This is a genomic window from Fibrobacter sp. (assembly GCF_017551775.1).
Taxonomy (GTDB): Bacteria; Fibrobacterota; Fibrobacteria; order Fibrobacterales; family Fibrobacteraceae; genus Fibrobacter.
In genome coordinates, this window is the sequence record NZ_JAFZKX010000025.1 from 1 (window position 1) to 21,485 (window position 21,485).

A 21,485-nucleotide genomic window follows, 5' to 3' on the forward strand; every position below is an offset into this window, starting at 1 on the left:
AGTTCATCAGGAACCACACTACGCCGGCGGATTCGCTGCCCGACTTGGATTCGAGTTCGTAGGCGCGTGCGGGGCGCGGTTGGTAATTCGCGGTGTCGTGCTGGGCGCACCACACCGTCGGCTGCCCGTTGTTCACGATCTGCGCCTTGAGCAGGTAGTCAATCGCCTTCTCGAGCGCGGTGTTCATCTTGGCGCGGGTCGCGTCGTCGATGATGTCGCTATCGAAGGGAGACGTCTTGTTCGCGATGTCCATCATGGTCACCATGGCGCGGACCATCGCGTTGTCGTTGAGGGTAATGTGGTCGCTGTAGTCGTTGCGTTTGGGCCAAACCTGCGGGAGACCGCCCGTGGAACGCTGCATGGCCAAAAGGAAATTGACCGCCTTGTTGAAGCTCGTCTTGAAGGTGGATTTGTAGCTGGAATTCGTAGTCTCTTTATAGCGCACCGCCAGCAGGCGCATTTCCTGTATGGTCGCGTCGTTGTCGATAGTGCCGACGTCGCCTCCGGTCGCGGAGCGCCATCCGGATTTTTCACCGCCCGAATACGGGTTTTTGTAGCTTTCGGCCATGGCCTTGTAGAAACCGCCGTTGTCGATTTGCCAAGTGGTCATGTTGTAGGCGTACTTGTCGATGTCCATGCCGCTTGCGGCATCGGTCAGTTCCGAATAGCCGCGGTAGCTGTTGATTTTCGAGACAGCCGTAGCGGGCGGCTCGTAGTCCGCCGCCAATGCGATAGAACTCCCGGAAAATAGGACCAGTGTTGTGAATACTCCAAACCGACGATTACCCATGCCATCCTCTTCGTCAAGACAACGATTCCATACTTCGTTAATCTAACTTAATACATGCCGAAAAAGCCGCCGAAAGGCGTTTTTTTCATTTACATGTTGTCCAAAGAACAACGCGAAAAACCGTTGAAAAACGTTTTTTTGAGAATCAATGTCTAATGATGCGACCTTGAAGGTCGTACTTGGGAACTAGTAACAAGGAACTTGGAACTATTCTACGGTCACGCTCTTCGCGAGGTTGCGCGGCTGGTCCACGTCGTTTCCACGCAGGACGGCGATGTGGTAGGCGAGCAGCTGCAAGGGCACGCAGGTCACGATGGGCATGAGCATCGGGATGGTCTTCGGGACCTTGATGAGGTGGTCGGCGAATTCATCGAGCGGCTGGCAGTCTTCGGTAGTGACCGCGATGACGCGTCCGCCACGGGCCTTGATTTCACGCACGTTGCTGATGACCTTGTCGAACAGCGCATCCTTCGGGGCGATGACCACCACGGGCATGTTCTCGTCGATAAGGGCGATGGGCCCGTGCTTCATTTCGGCGGCGGGATAGCCTTCGGCGTGGATGTAGCTGATTTCCTTGAGTTTCAGGGCGCCTTCCATGGCGACGGGGTAGTTGTAGTGGCGGCCCAGGTACAGGAAGTTGTTCGCCTTCACGTACTGGTGCGCGATGCCCGCGATTTGGTCCGAAAGCTTGAGGGTCTGCTCTACCAGTTTGGGGAGTTCCTGCATCGCCTTCACGATGTCCGCGCCGCTTTCGAAACTGAGCCTGCGCTGGCGGCCGAGCAAGAGGGCGATCATGGCGAGCACGGTCACCTGGCTTGTGAACGCCTTGGTGCTCGCGACACCGATTTCGGGGCCCGCGTGCAGATACACACCGCCGTCGCTCGTGCGGGCGATGGTGGAACCCACCCCGTTACAGATGGCGAGCGCGGTGGCGCCCTTCTGCTGGGCTTCCTTGAGGGCGGCGAGCGTGTCGGCCGTCTCGCCGGACTGGCTGATGGCGAGGACCAGCGTCCCCGGCTTGATGATGGGGTTCCTGTAACGGAACTCCGAAGCGTATTCGACTTCCACGGGAACGCCCGCGAGGTCTTCGATCATGTATTCGCCGACCATGCCCGCGTAGTAGCTCGTGCCGCATGCGGTGATGATGATGCGGTTGATGTTCCTCAGTTCCCTGATGTTCGTGTCGAGGCCCGCGAGTTTCGCGTTGCCTTCGGCGCTCAGCAGGCGCCCGCGCATGGTATTGCGGAGCACTTCGGGCTGTTCAAAGATTTCCTTGAGCATGAAGTGCGGGAACCCGCCCTTCGCGACGGCGTCCGCGTCGAATTCCACGTCCTTGACTTCGCGCTGCACTTCGTGGCTGTTCATGTTCACGATGGAGTAGTCGCAGCCCTTGATCTGCACCACGTCGTTGTCGTCGAGGTAGACGACCTTCTGGGTGTGGTTGATGATGGCGGAGACGTCGCTTGCGAGGAAGAATTCCGAACCGTTCCCGATGCCGAGGATGAGCGGGGAGCCGCGGCGCGCCCCAATAAGCGTATTGGGCTCGTCCTTGCAGATGACTGCAAGGCCGAAAGTGCCCTCGACAAGGGCGAGGGCCTTCAGCACCGCGGCCTTCAGGTCGCCCTTGTAGTAGCGGGCGATGAGGTGCGCGACTACTTCGGTATCGGTTTCGGACTTGAACTGGATGCCTTCGGAAACGAGCTTCGCCTTGAGGCTCGCGTAGTTCTCGATGATGCCGTTGTGGACAATCGATATGCGTCCGTCGAAGCTGGTGTGCGGGTGCGCGTTCGCGACGGTGGGCGCACCGTGGGTCGCCCAGCGGGTATGCGCGATGCCGGTTTTGCCGTGGATGGTCTGCGCCTTCAGGCAGTCTTCGAGCGCGCTGATCTTTCCGGATGCGCGGACGACGCTTATTTTGTTGTTGTCGATTACCGCGATGCCCGAACTGTCGTAGCCTCTGTATTCAAGCTTCTTGAGGCCTCCGACCAGGATGGGCAACGCTTCGTTTTGACCAATGTAACCGACTATACCGCACATAGGATTTTCCTTTAGAATAAAGTACAAAAACGTTTCCGGCAGCCAAATCTGCGGAAAACGCTATTTTTTGCATAATATATCAAAAGAAAGGGTAAAAAATATTTAAGATGTGAGCAAAATCACGTTTGATTTGCTATTTTACATGAGTCTTTTAAAACTCAAAAGAGGGATAATATGAAAACAAAACTGATTGTTGCTGCCGGTGCACTCGCTATGTTGATGACCGGCTGTGACCAGCTGTGCCCCGGTGCAGCTCCGGCTAAGAAGGCTCTTGTCACGGAGAAGGACACGAACAGCTACGCATTTGGTTCCCATTTTGCAAACCAGGTGTACCAGCAGCTGATCGCCCGCGATTCTCTTGATTTGGATGTCGAAGTGTTTATTCAGGCGTTTAGGGATCGCTTCAGCCAGGATTCCAGCAAACTGCTCCTGAACGATTCTATGGTGTTTGCTACTCTGATGAACATCCAGCAGAAGAAGCAGGAAGAAATGCGCATGAAGGACAGCATTGCGAACGAAACCCGCAAGGCCGAAAATGCCGCTTTCTTTGAAAAGAACAAGACTGCCGAAGGCGTCGTGACCACCGAGTCTGGCCTCCAGTACAAGATTCTTACCGAAGGTACCGGTGCTACTCCGAGCGATTCCGATATTGTGAAGGTGCATTACACGGGTACGCTCCTCGACGGCACCAAGTTCGACAGCTCTGTCGACCGCGGTCAGCCGCTCGAATTCCCGATCAACGCCGTGATTCCGGGCTGGACCGAAATGCTCAAGCTCATGAAGGTGGGCGAAAAGGTCACCGCATGGATCCCGAGCGAGCTTGCTTACGGTCCGTTCGGCCGTCCTCCTCAGATCCCGGGCAACAGCGCGCTGGTTTTCGAAATGGAACTCATCGATACGCATGTTGCCGAAGCTCCGAAGGCTGAAGAACCGAAGAAGGCTGCCAAGCCCGCCAAGTCCGCTGCAAAGCCGGCTGCCGAAGCCAAGCCTGCTGAAGCCGCTGCTCCCGCAGCTGCAAACTAGTTCTGGCATTTAGCTTGTAACGCAAAAATCCCCGCCTCGCTGGCGGGGATTTTTTGTATTTCCTCATGGGGTTCGTGGCGGAATGTGTCCGCCGCAAATTCCCTATGTGATGCTCTTACTTGAACGGGATGGGCATCTGCATCTTGTCGCGGATAATCTTGTACGCACCGCCGCGTCCCGGCTTCTTGGAACTTGCGTGCGATTTCGCGAGCGTGAAGTGGCCCGTATCGACGCTGCCGTATTCCTTTGTACGTACCGCAGTTCTTTCTTTCGCAAGCTGGAGGGCGATTTCCATCGCCTTGTCCGGGTCGCCTTCGACATAGTCCGGTTCAATACCGAACCTGTGGTAAATCTTATGGTTCTTGTCGAACATCCTCATGCTGGTTATGCCCGCGATGCCGCCCGCATATGTGCCGACGTAGCTCTGTCCGATGCCCTTACCGTATGTGGTGAGACCCACGACCGGCGACTTCGTGTTGCTGATGGTGCCGACGAGCATGAGTTCGGCGCAGCTTGCGCTTCCCGAATCGGCGAGGAACACCAGGTAGCGGTCCTTGGCGAGTCCGTTTTCGGTGGCTATCCAGGTGAGGGTGTCGATGACGCGTTTTTCGGTGATGGTGTCAAGTTCGTGCGATACCATGAATGCGATCGTGTCGTTCTTGGAAAGAAGTTCCGCGGTCATGTCCATGCACTGGTCCACGCTTCCTCCGGGGTTGTTGCGCAGGTCGATGATGGTCGCCTTCGCATCTTTCGTTTCTTCCAGGGCTTCGACGAATTCACCGTAGGTTCCCGTGGGGAGAGTTGTCGTGTCCGTGAATTCGGTAATGGTGATTACCGGGATGGAATCGTACATGTCGACAAATACGGTAGGAGTCGCGAAGGATTCCAATAGGATATTGAACGAGAGAGAATCACCGCCGCGGGTAACATCCACGGAAATCCTTTCTCCTTCGTTGCCGGAGGTCAGTTTGTCAAATGCTTCGGGCGTGGTCGGGACGGTGCCGTTGACGGAGACTACGATATCGCCTTTCTTGATGCCGGCGTCATCTGCTGGCCCGTTCTTGTAAATCTGGGTAAACTGGAGCACGGTAGTGGAGTCGGTGCAGTTCTCGCTCTGCGGTTCGCAGGCGGGAACGGTGTTCTTCTTTACCTGTGCGCCGATTCCTACGTCCGTTGCGGAATACGTCAGCAAGTTCAGGATGTAGGTTGCGATTTGGGGGCTGTAGTAATTGGTAAAGTTGTCGCTCAGGGTGGAGAACATGTACGATACGTCGGGGAACTCGTAATCAGCGGAGGAGAAACCGTGTCGTTCGCCCTTCTTGTAGTAGTCTTCGAAATCCCTCAGTTCCTTGTCGGCATTTACATAGAAAACATCGAGCAGGAATTCGGTGAAGACTAGTTCCTTTGCTTCGTAGGGGAGGTTTTCGAAAAACTGCTCCTCTTCATCTGTGCCTTCCGGATTGCTGAGGTGTTTGTTGGTCTTCGTCTCAAAGCAACCTTGCGTGCAGAACAAGACTGCGCACGAAAGTCCCAATATCGATTTATGTAAAAAGTTCATCTGTGGAATCTCCTTTCTTACTTAAATAGAAAAATATCGGCGTAGGCGCCACCATAGACATCTTCAATTTGATGATTATTTCCCGTTATCGGTTGCTTTTCGGTGCCGACGGCTTTGCCTGCGGTCTTTTTCAGGGCCTTGCCGAAATGCTTCTGGGCCGCGTCGATGGCGCATTGGACGGATACGCCGTCGGTGCACGGATAGTCGGGCTCGAGCCCTTTTCCGTGGTACAAATTGCCCTTGGGGGTGAAAAATTCGAGTGTCGTGATGGTGGCGAGTCCCCCATCCATGGTTTTCCATGACGATTGGCCGATGCCCTTTCCGAACGTGGTGATTCCCGCGAGTGGGATGTCCGTAAGCTCTCGCACTGCTGCGGCGAAGATTTCGGCGCACGATGCGCTTCCGGTATTCGCGAGCATGACGAACTTGCCCTCTTCCCCCGAATCGCCCGCTTTAGCTTCGTTGCTGGTCTTGTGTTCGGTGCGCTTCCCGTCGGCCGAGAATACGTACCAGTGTCTCGAGGAGAGCGTTCCGCTTTTCACGAACAGATCTGCCATCTTGATGCATTGGTCCACGTGTCCGCCCGGGTTATTCCTGAGGTCGAGAATGCGGACGGACTTGTCGCTTGCCGTGGAATCCAGGTGGCGTTTCAGTTCCATGTAGGAACCGCTGTCGCGTTCGATAGTGTTCAGCTTGAATTCGCGGATGTTGATGACTTCGTAGCCATCGACGGTGTCCACGAATATTGTAGGCGCGTAGATGGTTTCGCGTTTCATCGTATACGAGCGCACGCTGTCCTGGAACGAGATTTCCAAGACGATGACCTCGTTCGAGTCGAACACGGCGCGGTACTTCTGGTATGCATCTTCTCCCGTAAGCTCGGTTCCGTTTACCGAGATGACAACTCCGTTTTTCGGGACTCCCGCCCGGTCTGCCGGACTCTTGGGGTATACATGGCGTATGGAAAGCGTGTGTTCGGTTCCGGGATTGTACCAGAATTCGAGCCCGATGTCGCCGGTGATGACGCTCGTGTTTCTCGATTCGATGACGGCAGCGCTCTGTGAGGGTTCCGTGTAGCGGGTGTACCTGTCGGAGAGCGCTTTGTAGAGAACTTGTATGGAATCGCCTTCTTCGGGAAGGTTGGGGAGCTCTTCTTCGTACAGGTACGTCTTCTGCAAAAGCCAGTAGTTGTACCCGTATTCGTCTGTCGCGGGCGTGCTCTTCACGGGCGACAGAAAGTCGCTACTGCACGCTGCGAGTAAAATGAGAGAGGAGAGAAGGATAGTTCGGAGTCCTAATTTCAACATTCTAAACCTGCTTTTCTAGTAACTCAGAACTAGCAACTATCAACTTCGCCGAAGGCGATGCTTACTGGTCTACCTTCAGTCCCTTCTTGTCGAGCAGAATGCGGGGAACGCCACCTTCCATCGGGTTTTCCACGACGGAGATGGTTTCGAGGTTGTCGCACTGTGAGAGCGTCTCGGGCAGGGTGGAAAGCTGGTTCGCGTCGAGAACGAGTTCGCGGAGCTTCTTGAGGTTGCCGAGTTCGGAGGGAATCGCGCCGAGGCTGTTGCCCGATACCATGAGGATTTCGAGTTTGGAAAGCTGGCCCAGGGTCCCCGGGATAGAGGTAAGCTCGTTGTTGTCCAGGTAGAGCTTCACGAGGTTTTCCATCTTGCCGATGCTTGCGGGAATGTCGGAAAGCATGTTGTCGTGAAGGGAGAGCTTGACCACCTTCTTCCAGTTGCCGATTTCCTGCGGGAGGTCGAGCATCTGGTTCTTCGCGATGTTCACCGTGCGCAGGTTCGTGAGCTTGCCGACCGAGGCGGGCAATTCCGAAAGGCTGTTGTAACCCAGGTAGAGGTGCTCGAGCTTTTTGAGCTCGCCGATGGTCTCGGGGAGTTCCATCAGGTCGTTTTCGCTGATGGAGAGACTCTTCAGGTTCTTGAGCTTCCCGATTTCGTCCGGTACCTCTACGAGTTTGTTGCGGTCCAGGTTGAGTTCTTCGAGGGTTTCGATTTCAAAAAGTTCCGGCGGAAGGAGGCGGAGCTCTTTCTGGGAAAGGTCGAGCGAAGTGGCTTTTTCGGCCTTGGCTTTGGCGATAATCTCAAGCAGATTCATAAAACTCTCCTGAACAATGTACTTACAGTATAAATCATAGTATTTTTACCCGAATTTGCGGCAACGGACGTAAAAAAATACGAAAAAAACAAAAATTTGCGCAAATGAGCAGCATATTTTTCTATTTATAATGGTGTTTTTACAAAAGATTTGTTATTTTTTTACTCAAATTGGTGTTTTGAAACTATTTTTAATGTGCGAAATGCCAGACGTCATACATATATGTATATATATGCGTTGTCGCGAGTATAATAATTGAGGAAAAAATGGAACTAACAAAATCGCAGGAACGCCGCTTAGCATTCGTTGCTAGCCTCTTGAGTTTGAACCCCAACGATCCTAACGACCGAATAAAGGCACTCCGGCATCTAAACCTGGACGAAAACGCCTGTTTCCACGGTTTCCAGTATTCCCAGGGCTTTATGGAATTCTTCATCTTCCTGGATGAAGATACCCCGCTCGAAAAGGTGGTCGCGCATCTGAACTCCGACCTGAAGCAGTTGCAGATTGCCGTATTCCGCACTAGCGACCCCACGAACCCGTTTTTCCTGTCGCTTCGCGAAGAAGCCGACCCGTGGGACGTGAAGAAGATTTCTGACGGCGACGACGAAGACGACGAAGATACTCCGGCAAGCCGCCCGTACATGGAAACGCTCCAGATTACCGTGCTCCGCACCAAGGCGAGTCGCGACCTCACCGACTCCGAACTGGAACGCACCCTCAAGGATATGCGCCGCAAGCTTGGCATCTGGAAGAACGAAGTCAAGGCGAAGCTCGAAATCGTCGCCGAACACGACGACTTGACTCGCGATTTGCGTAGCGCCGACGACAAGCTCGAAATTGTCATGGAGTCCGAACCGCTCCACCTCACCAGCGATCATGGCGAACTTTTCCTCGGTTTCTGCCCGATCCGCACGATTTTCGATTACCACGTGGCTCTCGGCAAGCGCCTTAAGACGAAGCACAACATGGCTATCGTCTCGAGCAACATCCGTACCTACCTCGGTAACCTCACGCACACGAACGCGGCCCTCATCGATGCCTTCCAGACCATGGAAAGGAACGACGACGAGAACGTGAACGTGGACGATTTCCCGTTCCTGCACAACGGCATGACCCTCACGGGCGATGACCTGCGCGCCAAGGAACGCGACGGCAAGAAGGTGCTCGTGATTGAGCGCCCGAAGATTATCAACGGTGCCCAGTCCCTCTTCACGTACGAAACCTACGCGAAGAAGAGCAAGAAGCCCGTGAACCCGCAGGTTTTGGTGAAGGTCGTGGTGCCGTACCCCGGTGCCGACAACTTCCTGAACCAGGTGACCATGGCGAACAACCGCCAGAACCCGGTGTTCAGCTACCACCTGCGCGCCGCGGACGACCTGCAGTTCTTCATCTGGCAGCGTTACCAGGAAGAAGGCTTCACCTACGTCTACAAGGACGGCGTGCGCCTCAAGGCCCGTACCCGTAAGCTCGAAGTGCGTATGCGCCCCGAACTGGCGAAGACATTGTTCATGATGGACGGCAAGCTCAGCGAATGCCGCTCCAGCGACTGCATTTTCGACAAGGAAACGCTGTACCAGCGCTGCTTCGGCGCATTCGTGCGCGTGTCCCCGGACAAGGAGAAGGACTTTGTTCGTAAGACCATCGCCTTCACGAAGGCATGGCAGCTCCTCAGCCGCCTCCCGATCAAGATCCGCAAGGTGACCCCGGGCAAGGGCGTGTCCATCGAAGCCAACGACGATAACCCGCTGACCAAGATTACCTGGAATGGCCGTCTGGAAGACAAGTTCATCTTCCGCAGCGCCGTGAAGGACCTGGTCGTGGCTCTCGCCCTCAAGCACTGGCTCATCTACGGTGACCCGATTCAGGACTTCGAATGGCTCGTCGAGAACGAACTGAACTTCAACGAATCCATCCTCAAGTACGCCTCCAGGATCTACACGGAAGACCTGAAGGGCATCCTCATCAACGAGTTCAAGGACAACACGGCGTACTACGACACCATCACCACTATCGACAAGGATAGCGGCGAATCGGTGGAACGTCGCCTGTGGAAGGGATTCGCGAATACCGCGACCTACGAAAAGATGATGGATCTTCTGTGCAAGAAGAATCCCGCTTGGGAAAAGGTCCGCGGCGGTATCGAGCTCTTCATCTAAAGAGACTTCCTATCGGATTTTTAAGACGGCCTGCTTCGGCGGGCCGTTTTTTTTGTGCGCGTCCGTTGTTCCGGAGAGAGAATTTCTTTGTTCGTAAAACGGCTCTCTTCTGTCAAGAAGCAGTTTTTTAGCTTCTTCGGCAATCTTTTTTATAAAATATGCGTCGTGTAAGCAAAAAATTTGCTAATTTCCCGCAGAAATTCAACTTTCCGGTGGATTTGGCGTCGCCGAATTCTGTATTTTGTGTCTGTTGCTATTTAGAAGGTTCTTACATAGGACCCGGTCGGGGTTTGTTGCCTTGTGTCTCTCGGCATTCGGCATCGCATGGTCTCAGGGAGATTCTCCCGTGGGCGTCTCCGACGGTGTGGATTCTGCGGACTCCGTGAGCACTGCTGACCCGGCAGAGACGGAATGGCAGCCCACGCTCCAGTACTTCCCGTTGCCTGCTTCGGTGACTCCCCTGAATAACCTCCTCCCGTTCGGCGGCGTGGGTGCGTCTCCCCGCCTGATGAAGGAGACGAAGGGCCAGGTGTTCGAGCACGACATCAACATGGCGACGCGTGAACTCGACGTGCGTGAGAAGCGCGTGAACAGCGTGTCCCGCGACACGACGACGCTCTGGTCGGCGCATTATCCTGAACTTACCGATTACGTGGCCGACATGTACGAAGTGGGCCGCAAGAACCTGTGGCTGAACGGCCTTATCGGCCAGCGCGATGGCGGCTACGAGGCGCCCGAGACGGGCTCGATGTTCGACATCACCATTCCGGTGAACATGCCCGCCTGGATGAAGACCTTCGGTTTCGACAAGCCCAAGCTGATGCTCCAGGGTACGATGAACATCCGCCTCAAGGGGTACGGCGAACTGGACGACGCCGAGGGCAGTACCAAGACGAGCCTCTGGCCTTCGCCCTCGCTGGACTACGAACCGAGCTTCATGGTGAAGGGCAAGATTGGCCCCTACATCACGGTCGAAGTGAACAACGTGGAAAGCGGCCTCGGCGTGCAGAACCAGGTGCGCGTGGTGTACGAGGAATCGTTCAAGGGCGAATTCGAGGACTATATCTTGCAGCGCGTGGAAGCGGGTACGACATCGCTTGCGCTTACGGGTACGGAACTTACGGGTTATTCCGAAAACCACCAGGGCCTGTTCGGTATCAAGGCCGACTGGAAACTGGGCGACTGGAGACTCACGACGATTGCCTCTCAGGACGGCGGAAGCCAGGAAGAGTACACCATCAATGCTAGCGAGACGACCACGGAATTCCAGGTGCTCGACAAGCAGTTCGTCACCTACCGTTACTACTTCTTGAACCATGAGGCGAGGAGCGCCTACATCAACGCGGGTATCGCCGGTCGCTCGACCTCGAACTACCTCGCTACCGGGCTCAAGCTCTACAAGCGCAGCGCGCTGAACAATTCGAAGGATGTCATCGACAACGTCGACGTCGTGTACAAGGCCCCCGACGGTTCGGAAATCGTGAAGAGGGTGGAACGCCTGGTGGAAATCCCGGCGAGCGACTATACGTACGATCCCAAGACCGGTATTGTCAAGATTAACGGCGTTACGCGGTCTACGCTCGTTGCCGCCAGCTGGAACGAAGACGGCACCGGCCGCGTGGGAACGACGGTCAACGACGGTGCAAGGATTGTGCTTATCCAGTGGGATGCTGAACTTGCCGAACTCAAGGAAATCGGCAAGCTCATGTTGCGCAACGTGTATTCCATCGGCATCACCGATGCGAGCGCGAGCAGCTTTGTGCTGCGCATGAAGAACAAGTCGGGTGTCGCGGGTTCGTTCCTCAAGACTATCGGCGTAGCGGACACTACGACGGGCAGTCCGCTGGTGAGCGATGCTACGATTTTCAAGAAGGACGCGAGCGGCAACTACACGGGTGAAATGTGGCTGCCCTGTAAGCCGCTTTCGCAGTACTCCGGCCCGAACGCTACGGAACGCGCCCGCGCGAACTGCTTGGAACCCTTGCGTAACTTGGATTCGTCGAACGTCATGTCGCAGCTTTACGACTTGCCGGTTTATAACCTGAGCCGCTACACGAGCCAGTTCCATTTCGAATCTGTGGGTAAGCGCCGCAGTTCCACCATCAGTGTCCGCGACCCGAATTCGAGCTACTCCGTGAGCGGCAGCGCCTGTATGGATATTTCGCCGGGAACGGAAAAACTCACTGCGGGTTCCACCGTGCTCACGCGCGGTACCGACTACGAGGTGAACTACGAACTCGGACAGATCGAACTTTTGAGCGAACGTGCCCTTGACCCGAACAAGGAAATCAAGGTGACGTTCGAATGCGAACCGCTTTTCGAAATTGACAACAAGCTGTTGCTGGGTGCGCGTGCCGAACTTCCGCTGGAACGTTACGGGTTCGGTGCGGGTTCCGTGTTCGGTATCACCGCGCTCTACAAGAGCCAGAGCACTACGGCGAAGACCCCGACGCTCGGCAACGAACCGTTCTCCAGCTTCTTGTGGGGCATGAACCTGCGCTTGCAGGATACGGTGCAGGCCCTGACCGACCTCGTGAACAAGATTCCGGGAATCAACACGGAAGCGAAGTCCAGCTGGCGCTTCGAAGCGGAATTCGCGGGCAGCCGCCACAACGCGAACACCAGTGACGACGTCGAAGCGCTTGTCGAAGATTTCGAGGCCACGTCGAACGGCCTCACGTACCCGCTCTCCAGGCTTTCTTGGTACCATGCTTCGCCTCCGGGCGGCGTGAGCTCCGACGCCTCTACGTACATCGAGACGCAGGACTACAAGCACAAGGGTGAATTTATTTGGCACAGCAACAACACCGAGCTGTACAAGTACATCTACGATAACGTCGGCAATTCCGATGTCGATAACCAGCACCTGACCGTGCTCAAGATGACGCTTCGCGCGAACGACAACCTGGCGGGCAATTCGTGGGGTGGTATCATGCGCCCGAACAGCGCCTACTACCAGGACCTGAGCCAGATGAAGTACATCGAGGTGGTCGCGCGCGGTAACGTGGGCTCCATCTTTATTGACTTGGGCCAGGTGAGTGAAGACCTTGCCATTAACGGACATGCGCCGAACGGCTACCACGATGGCGAAAACGATCTGGGTTCTACGACGGCGCTGCACGACAAGGGTCTTGATGGTGCGACGGGTTCCGACGAAGAGCGCCTTGTGTGGGACTGCCGTATTTCGGGCTGCGAAAGCACGGTCTGGAATTCTGCCAATGCAGGCGCTACGACCGATATCGCGCTTGATGACTTCAACGAAGACCTGGACGACGACAGCGACCCGCCGGTGACCATCAACGGTACCGAAAACAACTCCGGTGAACGCACTTACGATACCGAAGACATCAACAAGAACGGCTCGCTCGATACCGACATCAACTTCGTGCGTTACCGCATCGACCTTTCGGATACGGACAAGACGCACTTCGACGAACTCAAGAACGGTTGGCGCAGGTGGCATATCCAGCTCAACCAGTACGATACGGTTGTCTCCGCGATGGGCGCCGATTACAAGTCCATCCTCGCGCAGGCGCTGTTCACCCGTTTGTGGGTCGGCAAGCTGAACCCCGGCGTGGCGGAAGCCAAGGTGCAGGTGGTGAGCCTCGGTGTGCTCGGCAACGCCTGGGAAGAGACGACGGTCGCCGATTACTATAAGACGAGTTCTACCGAGAATTCGCAGATGGTGAGCGTGAACGGAATCGAGACCGCGGTGTCCGAGAAGGTGGCGTCTACGGATACGACGTTCGTGAAGGTTTCGACCATCAACAGCCGTGAACATGCGAATACATATTTCAAGTCGCCGAACACCAAGACGGAACGCGATTCCGAGACGAACGCTCCCTTGAAGGAAACTGCGCTCAAGCTCGAGTACCATAATATGCAGCCGGGCCAGGAAGTAGGCGTGACCCGCATATTCGAGACCGACAAGAAGGACCTCTCTTCGTACAAGTCCCTGAAGATGGAAATCCACTACGAGACGAAGGCGAACAGGGTGCCGATCAGGTTTGCCCTGCAGTTCGGTTCCGGTTCGCTTGAAGGTTCTTCTGACTACTATGAATGGAGCTTCCGCCCGACGAAACTCGAAAAGTCTTGCCCGCGTGACCAAGACTGCCACGAAGAAAACTGGCTTGCGAACGCGTTCGCCATGAACGTTTCCGATTTCTCGGACTTGAAGCAGGGAAGGCGCCCGCCGTTCGTTTCTGCCGTGGAAAAGGATCTTGGCGGCGAGCGCGAAGAAAAGATCAGGTTGGTGGGTAATCCGACCGTGACGAGCATCGACTGGATGCGCTTCGTGATTATCGCGGATTCGAGCGCCTCTGCCGAAGACCTCGAAGGTGAATTTTGGATTGACGACCTGAGACTTTCGGACATGGATACGGAATGGGGATACGCGGCCCGTACTTCGGCGCAGGTGAATTTCGCTGACTTCCTTTCCATATCGGGTGCTGTGCGCTACCAGGATGGTAACTTTGCCACGCTCAAGACGACGGGCGGCTCGCCGAAGCCGAAGCTCTCGCAGGCGGCATCGCAGTTGGATGTCTCGGGCGACGTCTCCATCAGCCTGAACAAGTTCCTGAACGATACCCTCGGGTTCCACATTCCGTTGAATCTCGGTTACAGGAGCTCTACGAAGCGCCCCTTCATGAAGCCTTCCGACGACCTGACGCTTAATCGCAGCAGCTTCGGCGAACTCACGAAGGACATGTTCCAGAACGAACTTGTGGTGACTGAAGACAAGAAGGAACAGGAACTCCGCGACGAGACGGAATCCAAGGGTTACCAGTCCTACACGCGCGAAAAGAACTTCAGCATCAGCTATAGCAAGAACTACAAGGCGTCGGAATCCAAGGTGGGCGAGGCGCTCTCGCAGATATTCCTTGAACGTCCGGCGGCAAGCTATTCGTACCGGCAGACGGAAGGCCGCGCGACGACGGCTTCGGACTCCACCTATTCTTACCACACGATATTTGAATACAAGCTGGGTACTTTCAGCCTGTTCAAGTTCAAGCCTTTCGAATCGCTGGCCAAGTCCGACAACGCATTCCTGAAGGCGCTGGCCAAGACCGAATTTGAACCGTGGCCGCAGACATTCGACGTGACGCTGTTCGACTTCAACTACGTGCGCTATGTGAACCAGGTCCGCGATCCCGATTTCGTGGAACCGCAGGTCGACAAGGTTGTTACCTACACGGCGGATTTGAACCACAAGCTGAATATGCGCTGGAACATCCTCTCGTTCCTTTCGACAAGCTACTCCCTGAACATCAAGCGTGATATGTTTGGCGGTGGCGACCGTGAAGGATTCGTGAAGGAGAACTTCTTTACGCCCGACGAAGGCGGCATGTTTGCGACCGGCTACGTGTTCGATTACGACCATACCGACAGGAAGGTCTATGTATCCCGCGACAGTCTTGTGATAATCCCGACGGATACGGTCTCGCGCAAGAACGAAGCGGGCGTGCCGCAGACGATTGACTTGTCGAACCCGGACTCCTACGAAATCCGCTACGACAGTACGGTATTCTACAAGGTCGATAGCGTGGGCCATCGCGAGTACGGACGTGCCTATGGTATCCTCCGCAATGAACGCGCCCGTACGCAGCAGTTCAAGGTGAATTTCAACCCGCGCCTCATTCCGTTCCTGCCGTTCAACGCGAGCTTCACTTCTGATTTCAACCAGCAGAAGACCATTCCCGATGCCTTCGACCTGATGGACCACACCAACATCGAGAAGAACTACTGGACCATATCGCAGACGAACCGCTTCGAGTTCAGCCCGACGCTCAAGATTATCGATTTCTTGAAACTGTTTGGCAATGAATCCAAGGTCGTGAGCCTTTTCGAAAAGCTCAAGTGGCGCGAAATCCGCTTCAACTGGAATGCTAGTACCAACACCGTGGGCGAAAACTTCACGCTTGCCCAGCTGTATGAACAGCAGGGTGTGACCCCGCTGCAGTATTACCTGTACGGTTTGGGTCTCGGCAACGGTTACCGCAACCGCGGAATCTGGAATATCATTTCGGGCGACATGGGACTTACTACTCGCGATGATTTTGAACAGTTCGCGCAGTATCGCAATAGGGATGTCGATACGCTCGTATACCAGGGTAACTTCAAGCATTCTGTTTCGCGCCAGTTCCAGATAGGCACGGGCATCACGCTCCCGATTTGGGATATCGCGCTTACGGGCGACCTGCAGTGGAAAGAGGATTTCTCCCAGTCCCGCGAATATCCGCTCTATATCGACACGACGACCGTTTGGCCCAAGATTGGCGTCGGAGTCACGATCCCGAACTTTGCTCAGCGTCTTTCGTTCCTGAACAGCTTCAGAAGCGTGAGTACGGTCCACAGGTTCGATTTTACGAAGACGACTTCCGTGAAGCCGTTCCAGAGCGCCGAAGATTCCTGGAGCTACCAGATCAACTTCAACCCGCTCGTTCGTATCACCTTCCTCACGCAGAAAAACCTGAAAATCGAGAATGCCGTGCGTCTGAAAATGGAGACGACCGACAGGCGCCCCAAGCAGGAAGTCATCGGGCTGCCCTGCTGGCCGGATTCCCTGGGCAACATCCAGGATACGACGGAATACTTCTGGGAAACGCCGTGGATTCATACGTCGCTGTATAACGACTTCTCCATCAATATCGGCGATGACTTCTCGATTTCGTACCCGCTCAAGCTCAAGCGCGGTTTCCAGTTGTGGAAGTGGTACTTCAAGCTCGAAAACAATGTCGACCTCAAGCTCACCGCGGGTTACGACTACAACAAGAACATCCGCAAGGAATACAATCCTTCCGCCGGTACCGAATACAACATGTGGAACAAGGAAACCGGTACCGATGGCGTGTTCAGGCAGTGGACATTCGATTCCAAGGACTATACCGCGTACAATCCGGAACTCAAGCTGACCGACCGTACGGTGCCCTCGCGTACGCATGAATGGTTCATCCGTCCGAGCGCAGGTTACCAGTTCAACAAGATGGCCTCGATGAGCGCCTACATCGAATACCGCCAGATTCACGAGAAACTGGATGACGAAACCCCGCACCTGCGTCAGATCCTGCAGTTCGAACTCGCTCTGATGCTGCGGTTCAACTAGTCGCTGGTTGCTGATTATTGGTTGCTAGTTGCTGGTCAATGGTTGTTGATTGCCGGCTGTTAATTTTTAGCTGAAGCGTATGTTGTTGGCCGGTGGTCGGCCGTTGTTGACCATAAAATATTAGCCGCTAACGGATGGTCGTTGGCGGCTGATTTTTTTGCATCCGCGCGGGCGGATTTGAATTGGAATGGCGGTTCCGGATTACTTTACGATGCCGACTTCGGAGAGCTTTACGAAGCCCTTGATTTTTTCGCCGAGGCGGATTTCCGCGAAATTGCCCTGCTCGGAAATGACTTCGAAGGTGGTGCCTTCAGAAAGCGTATTGAGCGTCTGGGACTTGTCGCTCGGGGCGCTGGTCACGTCGGCGTCTGCGGCGGTGACGACACCGCAGATTTCTTTTTCGAGTACGAAAATCTTGTAGGCCGCGCTGGAACCGATGACGCAGAATACCGCGGTGAGCACGAATATGGCGCCCGTGCAGACGTTCTTCGCCTTTTCGCCGATGACGATTCTCCCTGCGATGCCAATCAGGGCGATGAGCCAGAAGATGGCGAGCAGCGTGATGAGCTGAGCCTTGAGCGAAAGCGCGTGGTGCGCCTTGAAGAGCCCGGAAAGAATCGGGTTCTCTTCGCCTTCGTCTTCCACCTTGTCGCGGGTCATGGCCTGCGCGTACTTGAGGTTGTGCTGTATGTCGTCATCGTTGGGGCGCAGTCTCAGGGCGGAACGGTAATAGAAGATGGCGAAACCGATCTTGCCGTTCCTGAAGTAGGCGTTGCCCAGGTTGTAGAACAGATCGGCGTCGGGCGTGCCGTTGTCGGCGCAGGTACGCCATTCGTCGATGGCGCGTTCGAAGTCCCCGTTGTTGTATGCCTTGGTTCCTTCTTCTATGCCAGAACATTCGGGGGCGGCCGTCGCAAGCGTTGCGACCGATGCAATCGTCAAAAGAATCTTTTTCCAGAAAGTCATATACTATCCTTTGTGCTAGCCGCTATTTCAGTTTTCCGAGTTCGCCGCAGAGCTTTTCCACGTCGGCGAGCATCTTCTTCTGTTCGTCGGCGGAGGGATCTACGGGAGCGAATCGCGCGAACGCGCATTTTTCGAGCCAGCTGTCGATGGAGGCTATCGTTTCTTCCTTGACGCCGAGTTTTGCAAGTTCTTCCTTCATTTGCGGGCGGGTCATGCCCTTGAATTCCAGGTTGGTGCAGTCGCTGAGGTAATCGATGAGCCCGTTTTCGAGCGCAGCGTAGAGCGCTTTGGCGTCACCCTTGTGCAGGGCCTCGCGTGCGCTTGCGAAGCGTTCCCTGAGCATCTTGTTCGCCTTGCCCTTGCGCACCAGCGCGGAATCGCTGTTGTGCTTGCGGCGCTTGCGGATGGCCCACGTGACGATGAAGTAGAAGGGGAGGGCGCCGAGCAGTGCTACCCAGTACCAGATGCTCTTATACGGTGCCGTGTTGCCGGTTCCCGATACCTTGTGGATGAAGCGGATGTCGGACCCGAGCGATTCGATTTCTTTCTTTTGCACGGACGGAGGGCCGGCGACGGCGGCGGGGGACTGGAATACGGCTTCGGGCGCGGCTTCGCCCTTCTCCACGATGATGGTCCACGGGCCCGCTGTTGCGGTCTCGTATTTCCTCTTGGTCGGATTGAACCAGGAGTACGAAATTTCGGGAACGGTGAATTCGCCCTTCTTTTTGGGATAGAGGAACACCTTGATGCTCTTGGAGGTGATGACCTTGTTGCCTACGATCTTTTTCGAGATGTTGTTTTCAGGCGGAACGGAGCGGAAGTCGCTGAAGTCGGGGAACTTCGGGTCGGTCAGGGTGCCCGGCGTTCCGTCGCCCTTGATTTCGACGGAGAGCGTGAGCGCTTCGCCCACCTTCAGGTTCGTGCGGTCGAAATCGGCGTTGAAGCTGTAGCTGCCGACCATGCCGCTGAAGTTCGCGGGCTTGCCTTCTTCGGGCAGGGGCTTCACGCTGATGTTTATCGTGGGGGACTGCGCTTCGGCTTCGATGGATTCCTGGCGGATGCTCTGCGAGTGGAACGACATGCCGCCCATCTGCTTGTTCTCTTCGACAATCTTGGGTTCGCCCCTCTTGGTGTACTTGAACTTGAACGGGGGGATTTGCAGGTTGCCGCTCTTGGTGGGGCTGAGCCATGCGAACTTGGCGCTCGCCTGCATTTCACGGCGGGCGTTTTCTACGGGTTCGAATTTCAGGTTCGAAAGGTCGCTCCTGTGGACGATGAAGTCATCACCCGTGTTCATGTCGGTAGCCTGCAGGCCGCCTTCAAAATGCTCGAAGGTGTGGAGCCCGAGCGTCACGAAGAACTGTTCGCCTTCGTAGACGGTCTTCTTGCTTGCCGTGAGCGAAACGGCGAGGGCGTCGTCGGCAAAGGCGCGCTGGATGTTGATGGGTATATCGTTAGCTATGACGCGCTTCTGTCCGTCGATATCGATGAATATCTGGCCGATACCGATGCGTCCCGTCTTTTTGGGCGCCCTCAGCTTGAAAGTATATATACGTGCCTTGTAGCCGCCGCGGCTACGTCCGCCCCCGAAGAAGGAATTGAACATGTCTTCGATATCGGGGCGTATGACCTGGTCGGTACTGTCTAGGCCCATGAATGTAAAGCCATTCTGCGTCTCGATGCTCAGATTGTCCCTGTTTTCGGGGAGTTCGTTAAGTGGATATACAAGTTGGAGTCCGAAGGTCTTGCCGGCTTCGATTCTGTCCTTGTCCAGTTGCAGGGACGGACGCGCAAAAGCAACGAAGGTCAAGGCAAGACAGATGAGAAGAATTCGTTTCATACCGCCAAAAATACCAAATTTTAAGCGGCTAGACCAAGTTAACAATCGCGTGGATGCGAATCTTTCGCTAAAAGCCCAGAAAAAAATGGCGTAAAATTTAAATATATATAATTTTCACCCTTGCAGCGTTAGTAAAAAATTGTTAATATTGGCTCGCCGTTTAGAAAATGGTGATAAAAAGGAAAAAATCAAGGATAAAAGGACAAACATGTACTGCATTCTCGCCGCCCTTCTGGTTAAGAGTTTCAGGAAATACGCCAAGCACGCATAATCTGCGTCATTGGCTTTTTTTGAATTCTCTCTCTTTAAATGGAAAAACCTCGGTTGATCACCGGGGTTTATTCATTTTTCTATATTTATGACGGAAATTGACTGCAAATTTTAACAAGGGAATCATATCATGAGTGAAAATTCTGCCACCCGTCCTGTCCGCGTGCGTTTTGCCCCGAGCCCTACGGGTTACCTGCATGTGGGTGGTGCGCGTACCGCCATCTACAACTACTTTTTTGCAAAGCACATGGGCGGTACGTTCTACCTGCGCATCGAGGATACCGACCGCAAGCGCTATAACGAGACCGCACTCCATGATTTGATGCGCGACCTCAAGTGGCTGGGCCTGCAGTGGGACGAAGGTCCGGGTTGCGAAGGCGACTGCGGTCCGTATTTCCAGAGCGAACGCCTGGACATCTACCACCGCGAAATCAAGAAGCTCTTGGACGCGGGCTATGCCTACTACTGCTTCTGCACCGAGGAACGCCTGCAGGAAGTTCGCGCCGAACAGGAAAAGACTCACGTGCCGGTCACGGGTTACGACCGCCACTGCCGTAATATCAGCCGCGAAGAAGCCGAAGCCCGCATCGCCGCCGGCGAGAAGGCCGTCATCCGCTTCAAGGTGCCCGAAACGGGCGTCACCGAATTCGACGACATGATCCGCGGCCACATCAGTTACCAGAACGAACTTCTGGACGACCTCGTGCTCATCAAGCGCGACGGTTACCCGACTTATCACTTTGCAAGCGTCGTGGACGACCACCTCATGGGAACCACCCACGTGCTCCGCGGCGACGAATGGATCAGCTCTACGCCGAAGCACGAACTCCTTTATAAGGCATTCGGCTGGCAGCCGCCTGTATGGTGCCACCTGCCGGTGATTCTCGACAAGAACGGCGGCAAGCTCAGTAAGCGCAAGGGTGCCGCCTCCGTGGGTGACTTCCGCGACCTCGGCTACCTGCCCGAAACGCTCGTGAACTACTTGGCACTCCTCGGCTGGAATCCGGGCGACGACCGCGAAGTCATGACCATCAAGGAAATGGTCGAAAGCTTTACGCTCGAACGCATCAACCCCAAGTCCGCGAGCTTCGACGAGAAGAAGCTGCAGTGGATGAACGGCCAGCACATCCACATGTGCGACGACAGTTTCCTCAAGGGCATCATGAAGGAAGGCCTTGTTGCGAAGGGTATCGACCTTTCGAAGGAACCGGAAGAGCGCCTCGACGAAATCGTGAAGCAGCTCAAGCCGCGCGCCCACTTTGTGCAGGACCTGGCCGAGATGGCCGTGTACTTCTTTGTGGCCCCGACGACCTACGACGAAAAGGGTGCGAAGAAGCACTTCGGCGAAGGCTCCAAGGAAGTGGCGACACTCGTGCGCGACATGCTCGCCTCCATCGAAGACTTCAAGACTCCGGTCATCGAAAAGGGATTCTACGACCTCGCCGAACGTTGCGGCCACAAGGTCGGTGAACTCGTGGGTGCCCCGCGTCTCGCCGTCTCTGGCGTTACCGCCGGCCCGGGCCTTTGGGAAATGTTCGAGATCATCGGCAAGGAAGAAGTCCTCCGCCGTATCGACGTCGCCCTCCCGCTCATGAAGTAGTTTCTGGACTCGAAGCTCA

At 55.3% G+C, this 21,485-nt stretch carries 11 protein-coding genes; 4 read left to right on the plus strand and 7 right to left on the minus strand.

Annotated features, from left to right (window positions below):
• On the minus strand, positions 1 to 790 hold a 790-nt coding region (locus tag IK012_RS02915; RefSeq protein WP_290950241.1), incomplete at its 3' end, for a pectate lyase.
• Positions 791 to 997: 207 nt separating this feature from the next.
• Positions 998 to 2,827 carry a glutamine--fructose-6-phosphate transaminase (isomerizing) gene (glmS, locus tag IK012_RS02920; protein ID WP_290950244.1) on the minus strand — a complete coding sequence of 610 codons (1,830 nt, stop codon included), beginning with the start codon at positions 2,825 to 2,827 and terminating at the stop codon, positions 998 to 1,000.
• Positions 2,828 to 3,001: 174 nt separating this feature from the next.
• On the opposite strand from glmS, the gene IK012_RS02925 reads away from it, so the two are divergent.
• The gene (locus IK012_RS02925) at positions 3,002 to 3,850 is read left to right on the plus strand and encodes an FKBP-type peptidyl-prolyl cis-trans isomerase (RefSeq protein WP_290950247.1); all 849 of its coding nucleotides are present in this window, start codon (positions 3,002 to 3,004) and stop codon (positions 3,848 to 3,850) included.
• 115 nt (positions 3,851 to 3,965) lie between these two features.
• Here the strand turns inward: IK012_RS02925 and IK012_RS02930 are convergent, their stop codons facing one another.
• From IK012_RS02930 to IK012_RS02940, 3 genes are all read right to left on the minus strand, one after another.
• The gene (locus tag IK012_RS02930) at positions 3,966 to 5,408 is read right to left on the minus strand and encodes a S41 family peptidase (protein ID WP_290950250.1); all 1,443 of its coding nucleotides are present in this window, start codon (positions 5,406 to 5,408) and stop codon (positions 3,966 to 3,968) included.
• A 17-nt stretch (positions 5,409 to 5,425) separates the two neighbouring features.
• Positions 5,426 to 6,634 carry a S41 family peptidase gene (locus tag IK012_RS02935; RefSeq protein ID WP_290950253.1) on the minus strand — a complete coding sequence of 403 codons (1,209 nt, stop codon included), beginning with the start codon at positions 6,632 to 6,634 and terminating at the stop codon, positions 5,426 to 5,428.
• A 142-nt stretch (positions 6,635 to 6,776) separates the two neighbouring features.
• Positions 6,777 to 7,529: a leucine-rich repeat domain-containing protein gene (locus IK012_RS02940; protein ID WP_290950256.1), complete on the minus strand. Its 753-nt coding sequence runs from the start codon at positions 7,527 to 7,529 to the stop codon at positions 6,777 to 6,779.
• Positions 7,530 to 7,795: 266 nt separating this feature from the next.
• On the opposite strand from IK012_RS02940, the gene IK012_RS02945 reads away from it, so the two are divergent.
• Together IK012_RS02945 and sprA are read left to right on the plus strand one after the other, a co-directional pair.
• Positions 7,796 to 9,688 (plus strand): AIPR family protein, encoded by a 1,893-nt coding sequence (locus tag IK012_RS02945; RefSeq protein WP_290950259.1) that lies wholly within the window; start codon positions 7,796 to 7,798, stop codon positions 9,686 to 9,688.
• A gap of 298 nt (positions 9,689 to 9,986) precedes the next feature.
• Positions 9,987 to 16,790: a cell surface protein SprA gene (gene sprA, locus IK012_RS02950; RefSeq protein ID WP_290950262.1), complete on the plus strand. Its 6,804-nt coding sequence runs from the start codon at positions 9,987 to 9,989 to the stop codon at positions 16,788 to 16,790.
• Positions 16,791 to 16,991: 201 nt separating this feature from the next.
• Here the strand turns inward: sprA and IK012_RS02955 are convergent, their stop codons facing one another.
• Both IK012_RS02955 and IK012_RS02960 read right to left on the minus strand, forming a co-directional pair.
• A complete protein-coding gene (locus IK012_RS02955) occupies positions 16,992 to 17,756 on the minus strand; it encodes a tetratricopeptide repeat protein (RefSeq protein WP_290950265.1) in 765 nt (254 codons plus the stop codon).
• Between the two features lie 22 nt (positions 17,757 to 17,778).
• Positions 17,779 to 19,596, minus strand: a complete 1,818-nt coding sequence (locus IK012_RS02960) for a BatD family protein (protein ID WP_290950267.1) — start codon at positions 19,594 to 19,596, stop codon at positions 17,779 to 17,781.
• A gap of 400 nt (positions 19,597 to 19,996) precedes the next feature.
• On the opposite strand from IK012_RS02960, the gene gltX reads away from it, so the two are divergent.
• The gene (gltX, locus tag IK012_RS02965) at positions 19,997 to 21,466 is read left to right on the plus strand and encodes a glutamate--tRNA ligase (RefSeq protein WP_290950269.1); all 1,470 of its coding nucleotides are present in this window, start codon (positions 19,997 to 19,999) and stop codon (positions 21,464 to 21,466) included.
• The last annotated feature ends 19 nt before the right edge of the window (positions 21,467 to 21,485 follow it).

Coding starts and splice junctions, on each gene's coding strand:
- IK012_RS02945 (WP_290950259.1), top strand. CDS start 7,796: ATGGAACTAACAAAATCGCAGGAACGCCGCTTAGCATTCGTTGCTAGC.
- IK012_RS02955 (WP_290950265.1), bottom strand. CDS start 17,756: ATGACTTTCTGGAAAAAGATTCTTTTGACGATTGCATCGGTCGCAACG.
- IK012_RS02940 (WP_290950256.1), bottom strand. CDS start 7,529: ATGAATCTGCTTGAGATTATCGCCAAAGCCAAGGCCGAAAAAGCCACT.
- IK012_RS02925 (WP_290950247.1), top strand. CDS start 3,002: ATGAAAACAAAACTGATTGTTGCTGCCGGTGCACTCGCTATGTTGATG.
- gltX (WP_290950269.1), top strand. CDS start 19,997: ATGAGTGAAAATTCTGCCACCCGTCCTGTCCGCGTGCGTTTTGCCCCG.
- glmS (WP_290950244.1), bottom strand. CDS start 2,827: ATGTGCGGTATAGTCGGTTACATTGGTCAAAACGAAGCGTTGCCCATC.
- IK012_RS02960 (WP_290950267.1), bottom strand. CDS start 19,596: ATGAAACGAATTCTTCTCATCTGTCTTGCCTTGACCTTCGTTGCTTTT.
- IK012_RS02930 (WP_290950250.1), bottom strand. CDS start 5,408: ATGAACTTTTTACATAAATCGATATTGGGACTTTCGTGCGCAGTCTTG.